The 18,271-nt window shown below is 58.2% G+C and carries 12 protein-coding genes and 1 pseudogene; 9 read left to right on the top strand and 4 right to left on the bottom strand.

Features of this window, described 5'->3' with window-relative positions:
* Window positions 1–46: 46 nt before the first annotated feature.
* The 3 genes from uca (at window position 47) to ACNA0J_RS01065 (ending at window position 5,626) form a co-directional block, all read left to right on the top strand.
* Window positions 47–3,802, top strand: coding sequence for an urea carboxylase (uca, locus tag ACNA0J_RS01075; protein WP_415815541.1), 3,756 nt, complete (start codon window positions 47–49; stop codon window positions 3,800–3,802).
* Window positions 3,789–4,526: a GntR family transcriptional regulator gene (locus ACNA0J_RS01070; protein ID WP_415815539.1), complete on the top strand. Its 738-nt coding sequence runs from the start codon at window positions 3,789–3,791 to the stop codon at window positions 4,524–4,526. The genes uca and ACNA0J_RS01070 overlap by 14 nt, the downstream gene beginning before the upstream one ends.
* A gap of 146 nt (window positions 4,527–4,672) precedes the next feature.
* Window positions 4,673–5,626, top strand: a complete 954-nt coding sequence (locus ACNA0J_RS01065; RefSeq protein ID WP_415815537.1) for a phosphoribosyltransferase — start codon at window positions 4,673–4,675, stop codon at window positions 5,624–5,626.
* A gap of 47 nt (window positions 5,627–5,673) precedes the next feature.
* On the opposite strand, the gene ACNA0J_RS01060 is transcribed toward ACNA0J_RS01065, so the two are convergent.
* Complete coding sequence (locus ACNA0J_RS01060; protein ID WP_415815535.1) at window positions 5,674–6,624, bottom strand: alpha/beta hydrolase; 951 nt, start codon at window positions 6,622–6,624, stop codon at window positions 5,674–5,676.
* Window positions 6,625–6,727: 103 nt separating this feature from the next.
* Window positions 6,728–7,705 (bottom strand): DUF1615 domain-containing protein, encoded by a 978-nt coding sequence (locus ACNA0J_RS01055; protein WP_415815533.1) that lies wholly within the window; start codon window positions 7,703–7,705, stop codon window positions 6,728–6,730.
* Between the two features lie 551 nt (window positions 7,706–8,256).
* On the opposite strand from ACNA0J_RS01055, the gene ACNA0J_RS01050 reads away from it, so the two are divergent.
* The 3 genes from ACNA0J_RS01050 to ACNA0J_RS01040 are packed head-to-tail and all read left to right on the top strand — an operon-like array spanning window position 8,257 to window position 12,083.
* Entirely contained in the window at window positions 8,257–8,973 is a 717-nt protein-coding gene (locus tag ACNA0J_RS01050) for a gluconate 2-dehydrogenase subunit 3 family protein (RefSeq protein ID WP_415815531.1), read from the top strand.
* A gap of 4 nt (window positions 8,974–8,977) precedes the next feature.
* Window positions 8,978–10,759 carry a GMC family oxidoreductase gene (locus tag ACNA0J_RS01045; protein WP_415815529.1) on the top strand — a complete coding sequence of 594 codons (1,782 nt, stop codon included), beginning with the start codon at window positions 8,978–8,980 and terminating at the stop codon, window positions 10,757–10,759.
* Between the two features lie 19 nt (window positions 10,760–10,778).
* Entirely contained in the window at window positions 10,779–12,083 is a 1,305-nt protein-coding gene (locus tag ACNA0J_RS01040) for a c-type cytochrome (protein WP_415816479.1), read from the top strand.
* 269 nt (window positions 12,084–12,352) lie between these two features.
* Here ACNA0J_RS01040 and ACNA0J_RS01035 read toward each other — a convergent pair whose 3' ends face one another.
* Window positions 12,353–13,246 carry a LysR family transcriptional regulator gene (locus ACNA0J_RS01035; protein ID WP_415815527.1) on the bottom strand — a complete coding sequence of 298 codons (894 nt, stop codon included), beginning with the start codon at window positions 13,244–13,246 and terminating at the stop codon, window positions 12,353–12,355.
* Window positions 13,247–13,352: 106 nt separating this feature from the next.
* On the opposite strand from ACNA0J_RS01035, the gene ACNA0J_RS01030 reads away from it, so the two are divergent.
* Both ACNA0J_RS01030 and ACNA0J_RS01025 read left to right on the top strand, forming a co-directional pair.
* Window positions 13,353–14,348 (top strand): Bug family tripartite tricarboxylate transporter substrate binding protein, encoded by a 996-nt coding sequence (locus tag ACNA0J_RS01030; protein ID WP_415815525.1) that lies wholly within the window; start codon window positions 13,353–13,355, stop codon window positions 14,346–14,348.
* Window positions 14,345–15,730: a lyase family protein gene (locus ACNA0J_RS01025; RefSeq protein ID WP_415815523.1), complete on the top strand. Its 1,386-nt coding sequence runs from the start codon at window positions 14,345–14,347 to the stop codon at window positions 15,728–15,730. Before ACNA0J_RS01030 ends, ACNA0J_RS01025 begins: the two co-directional genes overlap by 4 nt.
* 83 nt (window positions 15,731–15,813) lie before the next feature.
* Here the strand turns inward: ACNA0J_RS01025 and ACNA0J_RS01020 are convergent.
* Window positions 15,814–16,749: pseudogene (locus ACNA0J_RS01020) on the bottom strand (Dyp-type peroxidase); the annotation flags it as partial.
* Between the two features lie 371 nt (window positions 16,750–17,120).
* Here ACNA0J_RS01020 and hppD point away from each other — a divergent pair.
* Window positions 17,121–18,197 (top strand): 4-hydroxyphenylpyruvate dioxygenase, encoded by a 1,077-nt coding sequence (gene hppD, locus ACNA0J_RS01015; RefSeq protein WP_415815521.1) that lies wholly within the window; start codon window positions 17,121–17,123, stop codon window positions 18,195–18,197.
* The last annotated feature ends 74 nt before the right edge of the window (window positions 18,198–18,271 follow it).

The following is an 18,271-nucleotide window of genomic DNA, read 5'->3' as shown; positions in this document are numbered from 1 at the left end:
TGAAAAAAAGCCCATCGCTCGGCAGTACTCCAAGGGGAAAACCAATATGTTCCATACTGTACTCATTGCCAACCGCGGCGAGATCGCCGTGCGGGCCATCCGCACACTGAAGCGTTTGGGCATCAAAAGCGTCGCCGTTTACTCTGATGCGGATCGCAATGCGGCACATGTCCGTGATGCCGACGTCGCCGTTGCGCTAGGCGGAGACAAGGCTTCCGATAGTTATCTACGTATCGATCGTATTCTGGAAGCAGCACGAACTACGGGCGCACAAGCCGTCTTTCCTGGCTATGGGTTCCTTTCCGAGAGCGCAGAGTTTGCCGAGGCATGTGACACCGTCGGCATCGCATTCATCGGCCCGACTGCAGAGCAATTGCGCGAGTTCGGATTGAAACACCGCGCGCGCGAACTCGCCGCTGCCGCCCGCGTCCCGATGACGCCTGGCACGGGTCTGCTCAGTGATGTCGCCGAAGCCTTGGCCAAGGCCGAGCATATCGGTTATCCCGTCATGCTGAAGAGTACCGCCGGCGGTGGAGGTATCGGCCTGTCGCGCTGCGCCAACGCAGACGAGTTGGCCGCCGCCTATAGTGCGGTACAGCACCAGGGACAGACTTTCTTTCGCGATAGCGGCGCCTTTCTGGAACGCTACGTCGATCAAGCACGCCACATCGAAGTCCAGATCTTCGGGGATGGCCTGGGCAAGGTCGTCGCCCTCGGCGAACGTGACTGCTCCATCCAACGCCGCAACCAAAAGGTCATCGAAGAAACGCCTGCGCCCGGCCTGCCCAAGGCTACGCGAGAGGCCCTGCTGCGTGCTGCCGTCATGTTGGGCGAATCGGTATCCTATCGATCCGCAGGTACGGTCGAATTCATTTACGACAGTGCACGTGATGCATTCTATTTTCTGGAGGTCAACACTCGCCTGCAGGTCGAGCACCCCGTCACCGAGGCCGTCACGGGCCTGGACCTGATCGAATGCATGCTGCGCGTCGCGGCTGGAGATGTACTGGATTGGGCTGCCTTGCACCGTCCTCCCTCAGGCGCCGCGATTGAGGTGCGCCTCTACGCCGAGGACCCTGTTCGCGATTTCCAACCGTCACCAGGGGTACTGACGCATGTGGCGTTTCCGGACGAAGCGCGCGTGGACGGCTGGGTAGAAACAGGTACCGAGGTGGCGTCTTTCTATGATCCCATGCTGGCCAAGCTGATCGTGCATGGGTCGAATCGTAGCGATGCTCTGAAAAAACTGCGTAATGCACTCGCGAATACGCAGCTGCACGGCATCGCCACGAATCTGGAGTTCCTGCGCCAGATCGCAGCAGACCCACGTTTTGAGGCGGGTGCGCTCTCGACGCGGTTCTTAGAGAACTTTGATTTCCGGCCCACCGCCATTGAAATTCTGGAGGCCGGCACCTATACCAGCGTCCAGGATTATCCTGGGCGGGTGGGCTATTGGAATATCGGGGTGCCCCCTTCTGGCCCGATGGACGACTACGCATTCCAGTTGGCCAACCGCATCGTCGGCAATGCTCCCGAGGCGGCGGGCCTGGAATGCACACTGATCGGCCCAAGCCTGAAGTTTCACACCGATACGGTCATCGCGCTGACCGGCGCAAAGATGGATGCATGGCTCGATGAGCAGCCTGTCGCCATGTGGCAGCCGCTGCACGTACGTCAAGGCCAGGTTCTCGTGACGGGCCGTGCGCTTTCTGGTTGCCGCAGCTATCTGGCTATCCGCAATGGTTTGGATGTGCCATGTTATCTGGGTAGCCGCTCCACATTTGCCTTGGGCCAGTTTGGCGGTCACGCGGGGCGTTGCCTGCGCGTAGGTGATATGTTGCCCATTGCGCAACCCGAACTGCCCGCCAGCCTGACACCCGCTCCCACCGCAGCGCCCTCGGCGCTTGATCCTGCCCTGATACCCGACTATCCAACGCAATGGCAGATCGGCGTGCTGATCGGTCCGCACGGCGCCCCGGATTTCTTTACCTCGGACTCCGTAGCGGAGTTTTTTGCTGCCGATTGGGAGGTGCACTACAACTCCAACCGGCTCGGTGTGCGCCTGCTGGGTCCGAAACCCAGCTGGACTCGCCAAGACGGTGGCGAAGCCGGCTTGCATCCTTCCAACATTCACGATTGCGAATATGCGATTGGCAGCATCAACTTCACCGGAGACAGTCCCGTGATCCTGACTCGGGATGGTCCGAGCCTGGGAGGGTTCGTGTGCCCTGTGACCATTGCCAAAGCCGAGTTATGGAAAGTCGGTCAGGTCCGTCCGGGTGATCGCATTCGCTTTACTCCGTTGACGATCGACGATGCCCTGAGACTGCAGGCGCATCAAGAAACCGCAATTGCAACGCTCGCATCGAGCGCACACGCCCCCGCCTCGCCCGCCAGCGAAAGCGGTGGGTCAACACTGCCATCCGCAGTCCCTCCACAAGCGACTGCGTCGACATCCTTGTCCTCACCAGGATCGGCGACTGATCTGTCACCCGTCCTGATTCGATTACCCGCGAGCGACTCGCGACCGCTCATCACGTATCGGCAAGCTGGCGACAGTTACCTCTTGCTGGAATACGGCGACAACGTTCTGGACCTGGCGTTGCGTATGCGCGTGCATCTGCTGATGCAAGCCCTCACCGAGACACCCGTCACAGGGATTCTGGAGTTTTCGCCAGGCGTGCGTTCGCTGCAGATTCAGTACGACAGCCACCTGATCAGCCAAAAGGCACTCATCGATCGCCTGCTGCAACTCGAAGGCACGCTGCCCGATGTCTCTACCCTGAAGATCCCGACACGGGTGGTATACCTCCCGATGGCTTTCGAGGACAGCGCCACGTTGAGCGCCGTACAGCGCTACCAAGAAACGGTACGCGCCAATGCACCTTGGTTACCGAACAATGTGGACTTTATTCAACGTATCAACGGGCTCGACTCACGCGAAGAAGTACGCCGTATCGTATTCGACGCGAGCTACCTCATCCTGGGTTTGGGCGATGTCTACCTCGGGGCTCCCTGCGCAGTACCCATCGATCCGCGGCACCGTCTATTAACGTCAAAATACAACCCGGCCCGTACCTTTACCGCGGAAGGCACCGTAGGCATCGGTGGTGTGTACATGTGCATCTATGGCATGGATTCCCCTGGAGGATATCAACTCGTCGGGCGCACCCTGCCCATCTGGAACAAATTTCTAAAGAACCCCGTGTTCCAAAATGGCGAGCCGTGGCTGTTGCGATTCTTCGATCAAGTCCGCTTTTACCCCGTTTCTGAGGACGAGCTAACTGTGCTTCGCGAGGACTTCCGCGAGGGCCGCGCCACACTGCGCATCGACGAAGAAGAATTCGATTTCGCCGCACACCAGCGCTTTCTGGCCGAACACGCGGCGGACATCGAAGCCTTTAAAACAACACAGCAGGCAGCATTTGAGTCTGAAATCGCACTCTGGCAATCAGAAGAGTCCGTCACCATAGAGCATGAGGTCACGGACGACACGGCTCTGACGCTATCTGATACGGAACGCGCCGTCTCGGCCGATCTGTGCGGTAACGTGTGGAAGATCCCTGTCAGTCTGGGTCAATACGTCGAAGCAGGCGACACACTCGTCATTGTAGAAGCGATGAAAATGGAGTTGTCTATCAAGGCCGCTTTCAATGGCACCGTCACAGCCATATGTTGCACGCAAGGCAAACCCGTCGATAGCGGGGATATGCTGGTGGTCATTGATACCGAGGCCGTCCCGGCCATCGCAGCAGACGACGGCAATCAAGCCGGCGGTGAAATACAGTATGCGGCGTCTTGATATGCGATTGAGCCTGACCACACTCCCCAACGCTCCTGCCGCCGGCACCTCGGGTATCACGCTCGCCGGACAGGCCTACGAACTCATCAAGCGCGATCTCTTCGAATTCCGCCTGTTGCCCGGCGACGAGTTCACCGAGAGCGATCTGGTTGCACGCCTCGGCGTCAGCCGCACCCCCGTACGGCAGGCGCTTTACCGGCTCGAACGCGAAGGCTTCGTCCTGCTGCGTCAACGCAGCGGTTGGCGCGTACATCCCTTTGATTTCGAACGCTTCGAAGCGCTATACGATGTGCGCATCGTGCTTGAGCAAGCCGCCGTCACGCGTCTGTGCGGACTGCAAGATATGGACAGTAATGGTGAGCTTTCCGCACTCAAGCAGTTCTGGCTGGTGCCTCCCGATGAACGCTTGCGTAGCGGCAAACAGGTCGCCGAACGGGACGAAGCCTTTCATTGTTCTTTGGTGGCCGCGGCCGGCAACCCGGAAATGGCCAGCATCCATCGCGACGTCACGGAAAAAATCCGCATCATTCGCCAACTGGATTTCACCAAAGACTATCGCGTCGACGCCACCTACCAGGAACACGGCGCCATCCTGCGAGCCATCCTCGCGCGTAGAACCGATGAAGCCATACGCATGTTGAAATCCCACATCGAGATCAGCAAAGCCGAGGTTCGGAAAATCACGCTGCACCGTCTGCAGGCGGCCCGCCAGGCATTGATTTGAACTGGCAGAGCCCCCCGGGGACGTGGCGTCCATGCGAGCACTGGGTGGTATGCCCCGCCTGAATCAGGGCGCAGCGTGCTGCACAGTACCTCCCCGTTCAGGTTTGTGGCAAAATTTCCACGCGCTTCTTTGTCGCCTGATCTGCCATGTCCATTTCTCCTGCCGTGTTTCCCTACGACTACGCCCGTGTCGAACAGGCCGTCGCCGCGTATCTCCCGCAATGGCGCAACATGCCCTTTGACGCGATCGTGGCGATCGCACGAGGCGGCTTGGCTCCTGCACTCGTGGCCAGCACGGCGTTGGATCTGCCCATGCATGCGCTGTCGTACGATCGTCGCGCCCGCAGGGTATCCTGGTTCACGTCGCAGATTCCCCCCGCCGGTGCCCACGTGCTGCTGATCGAGGATATCGCCGGACGTGGCACCACACTTTCGGACAGCATCGATTTTCTGTCGAGCGCCGGATACAAACTGCATGTATTCACGCTCGCCCACGACGATCAGTCGCGGATACGGCCAGATTTTGGTTTCAAGGTCCCCGACGGTTTTCGTGCCTGGTTTCCCTGGGAACGCGAATCCATCACGCCCGCCTATGACGCCACCGGCAACCTGCCTGATCGAGCCACTGACACCTATGCGTCCTGGGCTATCGATCTCGATGGCATCTTATTGCCAGACGTTCCCGCCCATGTGTACGAATCCGATCTCGCGGGCGCACTATCGCAACGCGACGCGCTTGCGCCCAGCGCGATCCTGCCGGGACGGGATTTACGGCAGCTCCCTATCATCACAGGACGTCCCGAAAAAGATCGGGCACGCACCCAAGGATGGCTGGACCGCCATGGTTTTCACGGCCCGCTCGCCATGCGGGACGAGGCTCAGCATCGCCCCGAACAGACTGCACAGCACAAGGCACAAGCCATTATGGCGGGTTATCACACCCACTATATCGAAAGCGAACTTGCACAGGCAGTGGAGATCGCGCGTCTCGTTCCCGTGGCACGCGTGTACTGGTGGAACGGACACACCGCGCTATCGATCTATGCCAGCCAGGCCGATGAGCTGAGCCCTCTGGCTATTGCGCCTGCGGCTGCGCTCTGACGTGTCACCACTACGGTAAGAGATTGGCTTTGCGCCACGAAGCCTGGTCAAAATGAAAACCGCGCCAGCACCCACTGGGAAACCCGCCGCGCCAACTCGCCATTGTTGTCATCCATCATCAACATATGCGAATTACCGTGAATCCCCATCTCGGCCAACCACCAAGTCTCTATGTCGCCGCCCTTGCTCTGCAGGGTGTTGGCATATTCGCGACCGGCAACCACCAAACGCTCCCATAGCGGCGTTGCGTTGAGATAGTCACCATACATCAACAGAATAGGCTTGCCCGCTACGGTCTTGGACCTGATAGGCTCAGCGAACCCCGAAGGTTCGATACCGATCACCCCTCGCACGAGATCCGGTTTCTCTTTTAACGCACGAAATGCGACCTCACCGCCATGACTATGCGCGACCAGCAGGCACGGCCCGACTCGCTCAAGCACGGCGCACAAACCACGTAACGCAGCGTCATTATTCCCTATCCAGCGCGGTACTGCATGCTGGATAAACGTATCAAATGCACCTAAGGGGAATCGCTGCCCCTTGAAACCCTCGCGACGCACAAAATCCTCGGCCCTGCCAAAGCGAAACAATGACCAGCTCTCCTCGGCATTACGAATAACGGGTGACTCTGACCACACACTTTCGAACGGCGCCCATCCCGCGCGTCCGCGCTCGACGTTGTCCACGACGTACACAGCATGGCCCAGGTGCAAAAAATGCTGCAGCCATCCCGGCCTGCCATCGGGCGTGTTCTCCCACATGGCGCCCGTCATTCCGCCACCGTGAAGCAACACTAGCGGCAATGGCTGGGTGCGATGTGCAGGAATGAAATACTGCACATAAGCCTGTTCGAAATGGTAGTGTCCGTTGGGATCGTATGGCAACGATGCCGTGCGCGTAAAAGCCACGGTGCGCGAGGACTCTCCCTCGATTTTCACCGGCCGGCCGCCAGCAAAAAAACTGCCAAAATCGGCTAACGCTAGTGCATGTGTCATCGTTCCACCTGAGAGCACTCACTTTGTTTGGCATTCGGATTAAAGGCGTCATCGGCCTGCCCCCGGCCGACACCCTCTTTATACCCGATGTTTTCTCGTCTCTTTACGAATTAGGTGCGACGCGAGACATACATTGCTGCCAGCGCTCGTAAACGCGATTGGCAAACCACGCGGTGGTCAAGTTTCGAGTGATTTTTGGGCTTTCCAACTTGATGCCCGGCAACACCGCGCGCGGCAGGGGTTTGCCGGCATCCCGATCTGCCATCTCGAAAACCCGCTCATAGAGAGCAGTTTCTTCGAATTCCAAGCTATCGCCTTTTTCGAGCTCGGGGCGAATCCGGGTTTCGTTGATATCCAGCTGACGTCTGATCGCGCGTACCGCACGTTCGGTTTGGCTCGGATCAATGGCGCCGCGTATCAAAAGATCCCCATCCAACGCCAGGTCAATTCCCGACAATCGGCTCACCGCCGCTTGGAAAGCAGCGTTCCGGCTGGCATACCATCCCGCATTGAAATCCGCAAAGCGGTACAGCACCGAGTCGTAATGCGCGGGGTATCCCAACAGATGGGCGATTCCGAAATACATTCCCCCACGCCGGGTAAATACCTCGCGTCGAATTGAGTCGTCAACGGTGTAGGGGTAATCCTGTGCATGCGTCTGCGCAAACTCGATGCTTACCTGCATGGGCCCACCCGTGTGCACGGGGTTCAGACCGCCAAACAGTTGGCGGCCCATCGGAACCATGCCAATGAAATCGTCAAAAATTTCGCTCAGTTGCTTTTCGGTGCGTACCGTATCGAGCCGCTGTTTGTACGTTTTTCCCGTTGGCGACTTCAGCCCTAACGCCGCGTTGACCAGAAAATCGGGCAGATGCATGGCTTGCGTACGGCGCTCGATTTCCCGCTTGGCGATATTGGGCAGATCCGGCACGGCGGGGTCCGCCTGAAACGTGGATTCTTGGGCCGTCACCGCCACGACGGCGCACAGATTTTCTTGGCTCGCATCAAGTCCTTGCGCGGTAAAGGAAACGGCGATATCCCGTGCCCACCCTTCCCGGTCCGATACTTGAGCCGGCAGCATTCGTAGAAGATCAGCGTTTACGTCGCTGGTACTACGCGGTGTGGGTTTAACACCCTGAATGGCGCACCCCGCCACGGTTATAAGGAGTACACCGCTCCAAAAAACGCGCATCAGCCGACGCCAACGCCTGCCGTCGAGTAAGAACGAGAAGCGACGCATATCAGTAGCAATCCATCCGAAAAGGACTTGGTAGATGTGTCCAGCCGGAATATTACGCTGACATTGCGGCAGCTCAGTGGAACGGTTGGAAATCAGTCCAAACCTGCGGCGTCATAGCCGGGATTCACGGTAAAGAAAACGCCATACAACATCGGGTTTTTCCGACTTTACAGACATAACTTTACGAAGTCCTGAAATCCCAGCAATCGACTCAGGATTGCAATTTAAAGTTGCAGTGAGGGCGCATAATAAAAAAATCAGTGTCCTCTATTGCCAAAAGAGGAAATGGTCACTTGCCATTCCTGATGCTGTCTCAAGCTCGTAGCCGTGTTTTCAACAATGCATGTTCTCCGCCTGATCGAGACAGCTGACGTAAACATCGGAGAGTCTCAATGACAGAAGAAATCCGGCCTCGCAGACGATTCCTGCAGCAGGCTATTGCGCTTGTTCCCGCGTCCACGTTAGCCAGCAGCGTCGCCGTCACGCAAACGGCACAGGCCAGCGAAGCCGAAAGCGGCTCAGCTAAAAAGGCATACAGCCCCACCTATTTCACTCAAGACGAGTGGGCGTTCATCAACGCCGCAGTGGATCACCTGATCCCGGCAGATGATCTCGGCCCCGGTGCAATTGCGGCAGGGGTACCCGAGTTCATCGACCGCCAGATGGAGACCCCATTCGGTCACGGCAAGCTCTGGTACATGCAAGGCCCGTTTCATCCCGATGTGGACCCCACCTATGGCTACCAGTTGAATGTGCCGCCACGCGATATGTACCGTCACGGCATCGCGTCCTGTAACGAGTATTGCCAAAAACAATTCGGCAAAGCCTACGCCAGTCTGGATAAAACCGCGCAGGAACAAGTCCTCAAAGACCTGGAAACCGGCAAGATCAAATTTGAGAAAGTCCCCGCCAAGACTTTCTTCAGTTTCTTGTGGGCCAATACCAAGGAGGGCTTTTTCGCCGATCCTCAGTATGGTGGCAACAAAGGCATGGTGGGCTGGAAGATGATCGGCTTCCCCGGCGCACGCGGCGAATTCATGGACTGGCCTGCCCAGGGCAATGTGAAGTATCCGTACGGCCCGGTTTCTATCTCTGGCGAAAAGGCTTAACACCATGGCATCCATCAAAAAAGAAAAAGTTGACGTGGTGCTGGTCGGTTTCGGCTGGACTGGCGCCATCATGGGCCAAGAGCTCACCAATGACGGCCTGAAAGTGCTGGCTCTGGAACGCGGCCCCATGCAAGACACGCCCAATGATGCGGAGTATCCGAAAGTCTTGGACGAACTGGCGTATTCAGTGCGCGGCAAGCTGTTCCAGGATCTGTCCAAGGAGACCGTGACCATCCGCCACAGCCTCGGCGAAACCGCAGTGCCGTATCGCCAACACGGCTCGTTTCTGTTGGGCAATGGCGTAGGCGGCGCAGGCTTCCATTGGAACGGCATGCACTATCGCAACCTGCCGGAAGAACTCGTCCTGCGCACTCGCACCGAAGAGCGCTACGGTAAGGACTTCATCCCGAAAGACATGACGCTGCAAGACCACGGCGTCACTTACGAAGACCTGGAACCTCACTACGACTTCTTCGAAAAAGTCTGCGGCACTTCGGGCAAAGCCGGCAACATCAACGGCAAGATCCAGGAAAGCGGCAATCCGCTGGAAGGCGCGCGCACGGACGAATTTCCGCTGCCGCCGCTGCAACAGACCTACGCGCAGTCGCTTTTTGAAAAAGCCGCGCGCGACGTCGGTTACCACCCCTTTGCCGCACCGGCCTCCAACGCATCCGGTCCCTACACCAATCCGTACGGCGTGCGCCTGGGCCCCTGTAATTTCTGCGGCTTCTGCGAAAACTACGGCTGCTTCATGTACTCGAAGGCATCGCCACAGACAACGATCCTGCCGGTACTGTTAAAAAAATCCAATTTCGAATTGCGCACGAATGCCTACGTGACCAAGGTTAACGTAGACAAATCCGGCAAGATGGCCACCGGCGTCACCTATGTTGATGCACAAGGCCGCGAAGTCGAACAGCCCGCCGATCTGGTCATTCTGTGTGCGTTCCAGACACACAACACGCGCTTGATGTTGCTCTCGGGTATCGGTACTCCCTACGACCCGGCAACGGGCGAGGGCGTCGTGGGCAAGAACCTCGCCTATCAAATGAATGGCGGCATCCGCATCATCATGCCCAAGGGGAACTACTTCAATCCCTTCGAAGGCGCAGGCGCCAGTGCCTGGGCTTTTGATGACCTGAATGCCGATCAATTCGATCATGCACCACTGGGCTTTATCGGCGGCGCCGTTGTCCGCCAAGCCACTACCGGTGGCCGGCCCATCAAGCAGGCATCGCCCCTGCCAGGCTCGCCCACGTGGGGCTCGGGCTGGAAAGCGGGCATGGCAGACGCCTATCAGCGTTCATTCAACATCGGCATGTCTGGTTCGGTAATGCCGTACCGCGACGCCTACATGTCGCTGGACCCGACCTACAAGGATTCGCACGGCCTGCCGCTGCTGCGCATGACCTTCGATTGGCACGACAACGAGTACAAGATGCTCGACTATGTCGGCAGTCAGGTCGAAAAAGTCGCCAAGGCCATGAATCCGGAGAAGTACGTGGTCAGCGTGCGCAAGCCCGGCTCGCACTGGGATACTCGTGTCTATCAAAGTACTCATTTGACCGGCGGAACCATCATGGGCACCAGTCCGCAAGACAGCGTGCTCAACCGCTATCTGCAAAGCTGGGATGTGCCCAACCTGTTCGTCATGGGCGCGAGCACGTTCCCCTACAACATGGGCTACAACCCGACGGGTCTGGTTGGCGCACTGGCCTATTGGTCTCTCAAGGCCATCCGCGAACAGTACATGAAGAACCAGGGCCGCCCCTTGGTGCAGGCATAAGAGGATGGTGAAGATGAATATGCTTAAACACACCCTCACCGCCTTGCTTGCTCTGGCAGCCAGCTCCGCATGGGCCGCCGATACGGCGGATCAACAGCTCATCAAGCAAGGTGAATACCTCTCGCGCGCAGGCGACTGTATTGCCTGCCACACCGCACAGGGCGGCAAACCCTTTGCAGGCGGTCTGGGCATCGACTCTCCGTTGGGAATGATCTATTCCACCAACATCACACCCGATAAGGAAACCGGTATCGGTGAATACACGCTGGAAGACTTCGACCAGGCCGTCCGTCACGGCGTTGCAAAAGACGGCCACTCGCTGTATCCGGCCATGCCTTACACCGCCTACGCAAAAGTCTCACCGGATGATGTAAAGGCTCTGTACGCGTATTTCATGCATGGCGTAGAGCCCGTCAACCAAGCCAACAAAGACACCGACATCGTCTGGCCGCTATCCATGCGTTGGCCCCTGGGCATCTGGCGTTGGATGTTCTCGCCGGATCCCGTCGAAGCTGCCGCTGCACCCGCAAGCGCTTCCACCGAGGCAGGACAGGCTGAAGTTCTACGCGGCAAATACCTGGTCGAAGGCCTGGGCCATTGCAGCACCTGCCACACGCCGCGTGGCGTAGCCTTGCAGGAAAAGGCTCTCACCGACGCCGATGGGTCGGAGTTCCTGTCGGGCGGCGTCGTCGAGGGCTGGTTGGCCAAGAACTTGCGTGGCGACGCCACGGACGGTCTGGGCAGTTGGTCCAAAGAAGACATCGTCGCCTTTCTCAAGGGAGGCATGAACAAGCACTCTGCGACGTTTGGCGGCATGTCACAAGTTGTGGCCGACAGTACCCAGCATCTGAACGATGCCGATCTGAACGCCATCGCGGCCTACCTGAAAACACTCTCACCGTTGAACAAGGACGCGACGCAAGCCTTGGCCTATGACGAGACCGCCTCCGTGGCGTTCCGTTCCGGCAAAGCCAACAGCGAAGGTGCACTGGACTTCTTGAACAACTGCGCAGCCTGCCACCGTACGACCGGCAAGGGTTACGAGCAAACCTTCCCGCAGTTGGCACTGAGCTCGACCGTGAACTCGGAGGATCCGACCTCCTTGATCCACATCGTGCTCAAGGGCGCGCAATTGCCGGGTACGACTGCTGCGCCGACGCAGTACGGCATGCCGGCGTTTGATTGGCGCTTGACCGATAAAGAAGTCGCCTCGGTGCTCACCTTTGTACGCTCCAACTGGGGCAATAAAGCACCTGCAGTGACGGCAGATCAGGTGGCAAAGGTGCGTGAGGAAGTGGGCGCGAAGCCGCAGCCGGTTCGCTGACACACGTTGATGTTGCACTAAAAAAAGCGCGCCGAGTTATCCCGGCGCGNTTTTTTTGCCGCCGGGCCGNCCCAAGGCAAAAACGCCCCCTTGGGGGCAGCAAGCCGCAGGCGCAGCGTGGGGGCATTTTTTCTTGCCGGCCGTCCCAAAACAAAAACGCCCCCTTAGGGGGCAGCAAGCCGGAGGCGCAGCGTGGGGCATTTTTTTATTGCGATGACTTATCAGCAGGAAAGACCGTCATTAACAGATCGGCTGAGTCAATTGACGCGTCAAGCCTCAATCACTTCCCGCGCGCACCGCAACAGCGTCTGCACCCAATGTCCCCGTGGAGACTGATGACGCCACAACAACCCCAGCTCACGTGCTGGCAACGGCGGCCCATCCTCTGGCACCGATACCGCAGGGACGGCCAATTTGCACAAATCAGGCCCCTCCAGGCCCCGGCCAATATCAGGCACCAAGCCCACACCCAACCCGCGTTGCACCAGTAGCGCGATGGCCATAATGGAGTTCAGCTCTACCCGCTCATGCGGTTGTATTCGTTGAGCTTGCAAATAGCGATCAGCCAAACTGCCACCGGCCAATTGCCGGTCGTAACGCACCAACGGCTCGGTACGCAGTAATTCCAATGGATCACGCTGTGCGTCGCGCACGTGCGCCAACACGACCAGCGGTTCTTGACGCAGAGACGCCCAGCACACCGTCTTGGGCAGCTCAAAAGGCAACTTCAAACACAAGGCCGCGTCGAGTTCGAATTGCGTCAGCGCCCCATACAAGGCAGGCGTAATCGCACTGCGCAGTGCAATTCGTACACCTGGATAATGCTCGGCAAAGGACTGCAAAATATCGGGCAGGAAACTATGTAATGCCGTATTGACCGTCCCCAGCCGCAATTCGCCCTCGTCCTCGTCGGTCGCAACCCAATCTCGCAAGGCATCGGCATCCTGCACCAAGATGCGGCCCCGCTCCAGCAGGCGCTGCCCAGCGGCGGTCGGTTGCACACTGCGCCCCTGCCGCACCAATAGCGACGCTCCTAGTTCGCGCTCAAGCGTACGCATCTGTTGTGCGATCGCAGCAGGGCTCACGTCCAACTGACGAGCGGCCTCGGACATGGAGCCCAGGTCGACGACTTTCAGAAAATTATGTAGGTAACGGATATCCATAAGCCTGCATTTTCTTTTAATTGATGAAAGCAACACGTACTGTATTCGGGTAGCCCTTAACAGCGACAATACCCGTGAATCCAACTATTCCAATCCAGGAGACACCATGCACCCGCCTATCCTGCGTTCCCCTTCCCGTCGCCACGCGCTGGCGACGGCATTAGGGCTGACGGTCGTCTCCTTGACGCCCGCCTGGGCCCAAAGCAACCCCGTCATGCGTATCATTGTCCCCTTTTCGCCGGGCGGCGGGAACGATGTACTTGCACGGCAGCTGGCGCATGGTCTGACCGAGACATTCAAGCGCGATGTGATCGTCGAAAACAAACCCGGCGCGGGCGGAAACTTGGGTACCGAGCAGGTCGTGCGCGCATCCGCGCAAAGCAATACTTTTTTGCTCGGGCATACCGGCACCATCTCTATCAACCCGGCGCTGTACAAGAACCTGAAGTTTAATGCGTCGACCGATTTGCAGCCGGTCGCGATGTTTGCCTCCTCGGCGCTGTTGCTGGTTGTACCGGCCAGTTCCCCTATTCAGAGCGTCGCAGAGTTGGCCAAGGCCCTATCGAGCAAAGACTCCGATATGGATTATGCATCCAGCGGCAACGGCACGGGCGGCCATCTGACTGGGGAAATGTTCCTGCAGACACTGGGCGCGCAAGCCGTACATGTCCCCTACAAAGGCACAGCACCAGCAGTCGCCGATGTAGCAGCTGGCTTGGTGGACTTTAGCTTCAGCGTGATTCCGGCTGCCATGCCCATGATCAAATCGGGAAAGCTGCGCGCCTTGGCCATCACCAGCACCAAACGCATGGCACTGCTGCCCGACGTTCCAACCATGACCGAATCGGGTGTTCCTGCGCTGAAGGACTTCGACAGTACCCTGACCTACGGGATATTGGCTCCTAAAACCATACCGGCCGAGACAGTACGCCAGCTGGAAGCGGAAATCCTGAAAGTCGCCGCCGAACCCGGGTTCCAATCCAAACTCGAAGTCGAAGGGGCCGAACCGCTGCTGGGCAATGCAAAAGAATACAGCGCAAAAATCCAGGAAGAAAGCCGCAAGTGGGGCAAGGTCGTGACCACCTCTGGCGCCACCGTATGACCGCGGGTCAGCCTGTCATGATGGTTTCCCTGATCGACGAAAGTCTGACCCCGAGCGGCAGCGCTGCACTGTTCACGGATACACAGTGGTTCGATGCGCTGCTGCGTTTTGAATCAGGGCTGGCCAACGCACAGGCGGCTTGCGGGCTCATTCCCACCAGCGCGGCAGCGGCCATTTCTCACGCATGTGCCAATGTCGAACTGGAGCGCGCGGCCTTCATCGAACGAGCACAGCGTACGGGCGCACTCGGCATAGGGTTGGTGGCCCCGTTACGGGCATTCTTGGCGCAGCATGCCAAGGATGCTTTGCCCTATTTGCATTGGGGCACCACAACTCAGGACGCCGTCGACACGGCACATGCCCTATTGACCAAGACAGCAGTGTCAGCGCTGTTGCAGGAATTGACCGGGTTACATGCTGCCTTGTGCACGTTGGCTCGCAACCATGCACACACGCCGATTCTGGCGCGCAGCCTGCTGCAACCAGCTCAAGTCACAAGTTTCGGATTGAAATGTGCGCAATCTGCCTGCGCCATACAGCGCAGCATCGAACAACTACGCGTTCTGTCCGAGCACGCGCTGTGTGTGCAACTGGGCGGGGCTGTAGGCAATCGCGCTACGTTAGGCGAGCAAGGCCTGCGCGTGGAACGTGAACTCGCCTCCGAACTCGGCTTGACGGCTTGCGGCCATAGTTGGCACACCCAACGCGACACCTGGATGCGACTCGCCATGGAGGCGGCAGTCTGCGCAGGCAGCCTGGCAAAGCTCGCGAAAGACTGGTCGTTGATGTCGCAGTTCGAGGTGGGAGAGCTGACCGAAGCTCCTCGCGGCAGAACGTCCAGTGCGATGCCGCATAAACGCAATGCCGTCTATTGCATGCAGGCCATTGCACAAACACAGCCCGTGCCAGGCCTCGCCGCAAATCTGCTTTCGGCAATGCCTCAGGCTCACGAACGGGCTATGGGAGAATGGCAGGCAGAGCTGTCCATGTGGGCGCCGCTATGGCGTCACGTCTATGCCGCTGCGGCCGCGCTGCGGCACAGCGCAGAGGGCCTGCAAATCCATACCTCGCGCATGCAGGCACACATAGATTCACTGTACGAAGTCGTATTCTCCGAGGGTTGTTCAGATGCGCTGGCCGCTATCACCGGGAGCGACGCCGCACAGCAAGCCATTGAACGCTTGGCGCCGCAGGCGCTCACCGAGCGCCTGCCATTATCGGCGCTGTTGGTAAATTGGGTGCAAAGCCACTACGGCGCCGAACAGGCCCAAGCCGCCGCACAAGCGTTGACCCTGGCGACAGATCCCGCGCGGGCAGTACAGGCTTCGGCTGCGTGTTGCATCGCGCTGTTGGCGGATGACTTGGCCTATCCAATGAAGTAACAGCAAAACGTGCAAATACCCACCCCGTCAACAACGACGGGATCAGTCATAAAGGAGACGACGGTTCGTCTCCTTTATTTTTGCCGCTCCTCCAATTCCTCCAACAGTGCTGCCGAGGGCACAAAGAACAACCCGCCCGTGACAGCGCGGCTGAAGTCCAGCAGACGGTCGTAATTACCTACAGGCCGGCCGACAATCATGTTCTCCAACATTTGCTCAATAGGGGCTGGGGATTTGGCATATCCAATAAAGTAAGTGCCAAACTCGCCTGCGCCAGGCCGCCCGAACGGCATGTTTTCGCGCAAGATTTTGACTTCTTCACCGTTCTCGGTCAGCGTGGTCAGTGAACTATGAGACGACGAGGGCTTGACCGAGTCGTCCAATTCGATATCCGATAGCTTGGTGCGCCCGATAATGCGTTCCTGAGTCTCAACAGGCAGTGCATTCCAGCCTGCCATGTCATGCAGGTATTTCTGCACGAGGACATAGCTGCCATTGGCAAACTCGGGATCTTCATCACCGATCAAAGCAAAATCCACGGCGTCCTGGCCTTCTGGATTTTCGGTGCCGTCGACAAAGCCCACCATGCTGCGCATATCGAAATAGCGGAAGCCCTGGACTTCATCTACCACGGTCACCGCCGCGTCCAACTGATTGAGAATCTGCGTCTCCAGCTCGAAGCACAAATCCATCTGCTCGGCGCGAATATGGAACAGCAGATCTCCTGGCGTCGCGGGTGCATGGCGATTGTCGGCGTGAAACTCACGAAATGGATGCAGGTGTGCTGGACGCGGATGACCAAACAAGGTGTCCCAGGCATGCGCGCTGAATCCCAGCACACAGGACAATTTGCCATCTGGCACGCGCTTGCCTACGGAACGCACCAACGCGGCGAGATTCCCGCACAAGGCACGGATCTTGTCGGCTTGACTGTCCTCACCCAACGTCGCAACAAGGAAAATCGCACTACGTGTGAGAGGACAGGTAACGGCTTGGGGTTGAGGATTGCTGCTAGTCATGGACTGGAAATTTTCTTAGATAAGTAATAAATCTGAAGCGGCATCAGGCACAGGGCAAGGTACAAAGACGATACCGGATAGTGGAGATAACACAGGTGGAGTATAGTCAGATACACCTGAGCAGGTGAGCTAGCTTGACGCCGCGGGATCATGCATGCCATGCTCTGAAGAGCAGCGTTTCTTCCGTTCGAGAGCAAAGAAACTCTGCGGCAACCCCGTCTGACCCTACCATTATGAAAATTCTGGGTTTTCAACTCCTGATTGGCGACTACCTGGCACGCAGCGTGCGGGGCCGCCCCTGTGCGCCCCCAATGTGAATTGGCTGCTTCGCAAGCTTCACATTCACCATTTGCACATTCAGGAGCCAGAAAATGGCAGACCTTTTCGACAATCCCATGGGCCTCATGGGTTTTGAGTTCATTGAGTTCGCCTCGCCCACGCCCAACGTCATCGAGCCGGTGCTCGAAAGCATGGGGTTCACCAAAGTCGCGAACCATCGTTCCAAGGCCGTCTCTCTGTTTCGCCAAGGCGGCATCAACGCCATCGTCAATAACGAGCCCCAGAGCCCCGCAGCGTACTTCGCGGCCGAGCACGGCCCCTCTGTATGCGGCCTGGCGTTTCGCGTGCGCAATGCGCAAGAAGCTCATCAGCGCGCCCTGGAACTCGGTGCGCAACCGGTCGAGATTCATACCGGTTTCATGGAACTGCGCCTGCCTGCCATCAAGGGCATTGGTGGCGCGCCGCTCTACCTGATCGACCGTTTCGACGAAGGCTCGTCGATCTACGACATCGATTTCGTATTCATCGACGGCGTGGACCGTCACCCTGTGGGCGCGGGCCTGAAGATCATCGATCACCTGACCCATAACGTCTATCGTGGCCGCATGGCGTATTGGGCCGACTTCTACGAAAAACTCTTCAATTTTCGCGAGATTCGCTATTTCGACATCAAGGGTGAATATACCGGCCTGACCTCAAAGGCCATGACGGCACCCGATGGCATGATCCGCATCCCTCTGAACGAAGAATCCTCAAAGGGCGCCGGCCAGATCGAAGAATTCCTGATGCAGTTCAACGGCGAAGGCATCCAACACGTAGCGTTTCTGACCGATGATCTGATCAAGACTTGGGATGCATTGAAAGCCCAAGGCACGAAGTTCATGACTGCACCGCCTGAAACCTACTACGAGATGCTGGAGGGTCGTCTGCCAGCACACGGCGAGCCCACCACAGAGTTGCAATCGCGCGGCATCTTGCTCGACGGTACGTCCGAGGGCGGAGAGCGTCGTTTGCTGCTCCAGATTTTCTCCGAGACCCTGCTAGGCCCGGTGTTCTTTGAGTTCATCCAGCGCAAGGGCGATAGCGGTTTTGGCGAGGGCAACTTCAAAGCGCTGTTTGAATCCATCGAACGCGATCAAGTGCGCCGCGGCGTATTGTCGACGGATTAAGGCACGTAACGCCTCGGGACGTTAGTCGATGGCATTCGTGTGCCTAACCTACGTCCCGGGAGCTTATCCTCTGA

The organism is Bordetella tumbae (assembly GCF_965139195.1).
Classification (GTDB): Bacteria; Pseudomonadota; Gammaproteobacteria; order Burkholderiales; family Burkholderiaceae_B; genus Bordetella_A; species Bordetella_A tumbae.
Note: the sequence above shows the minus strand (reverse complement) of the source record. Positions and strands in the feature narration are given on the sequence as shown.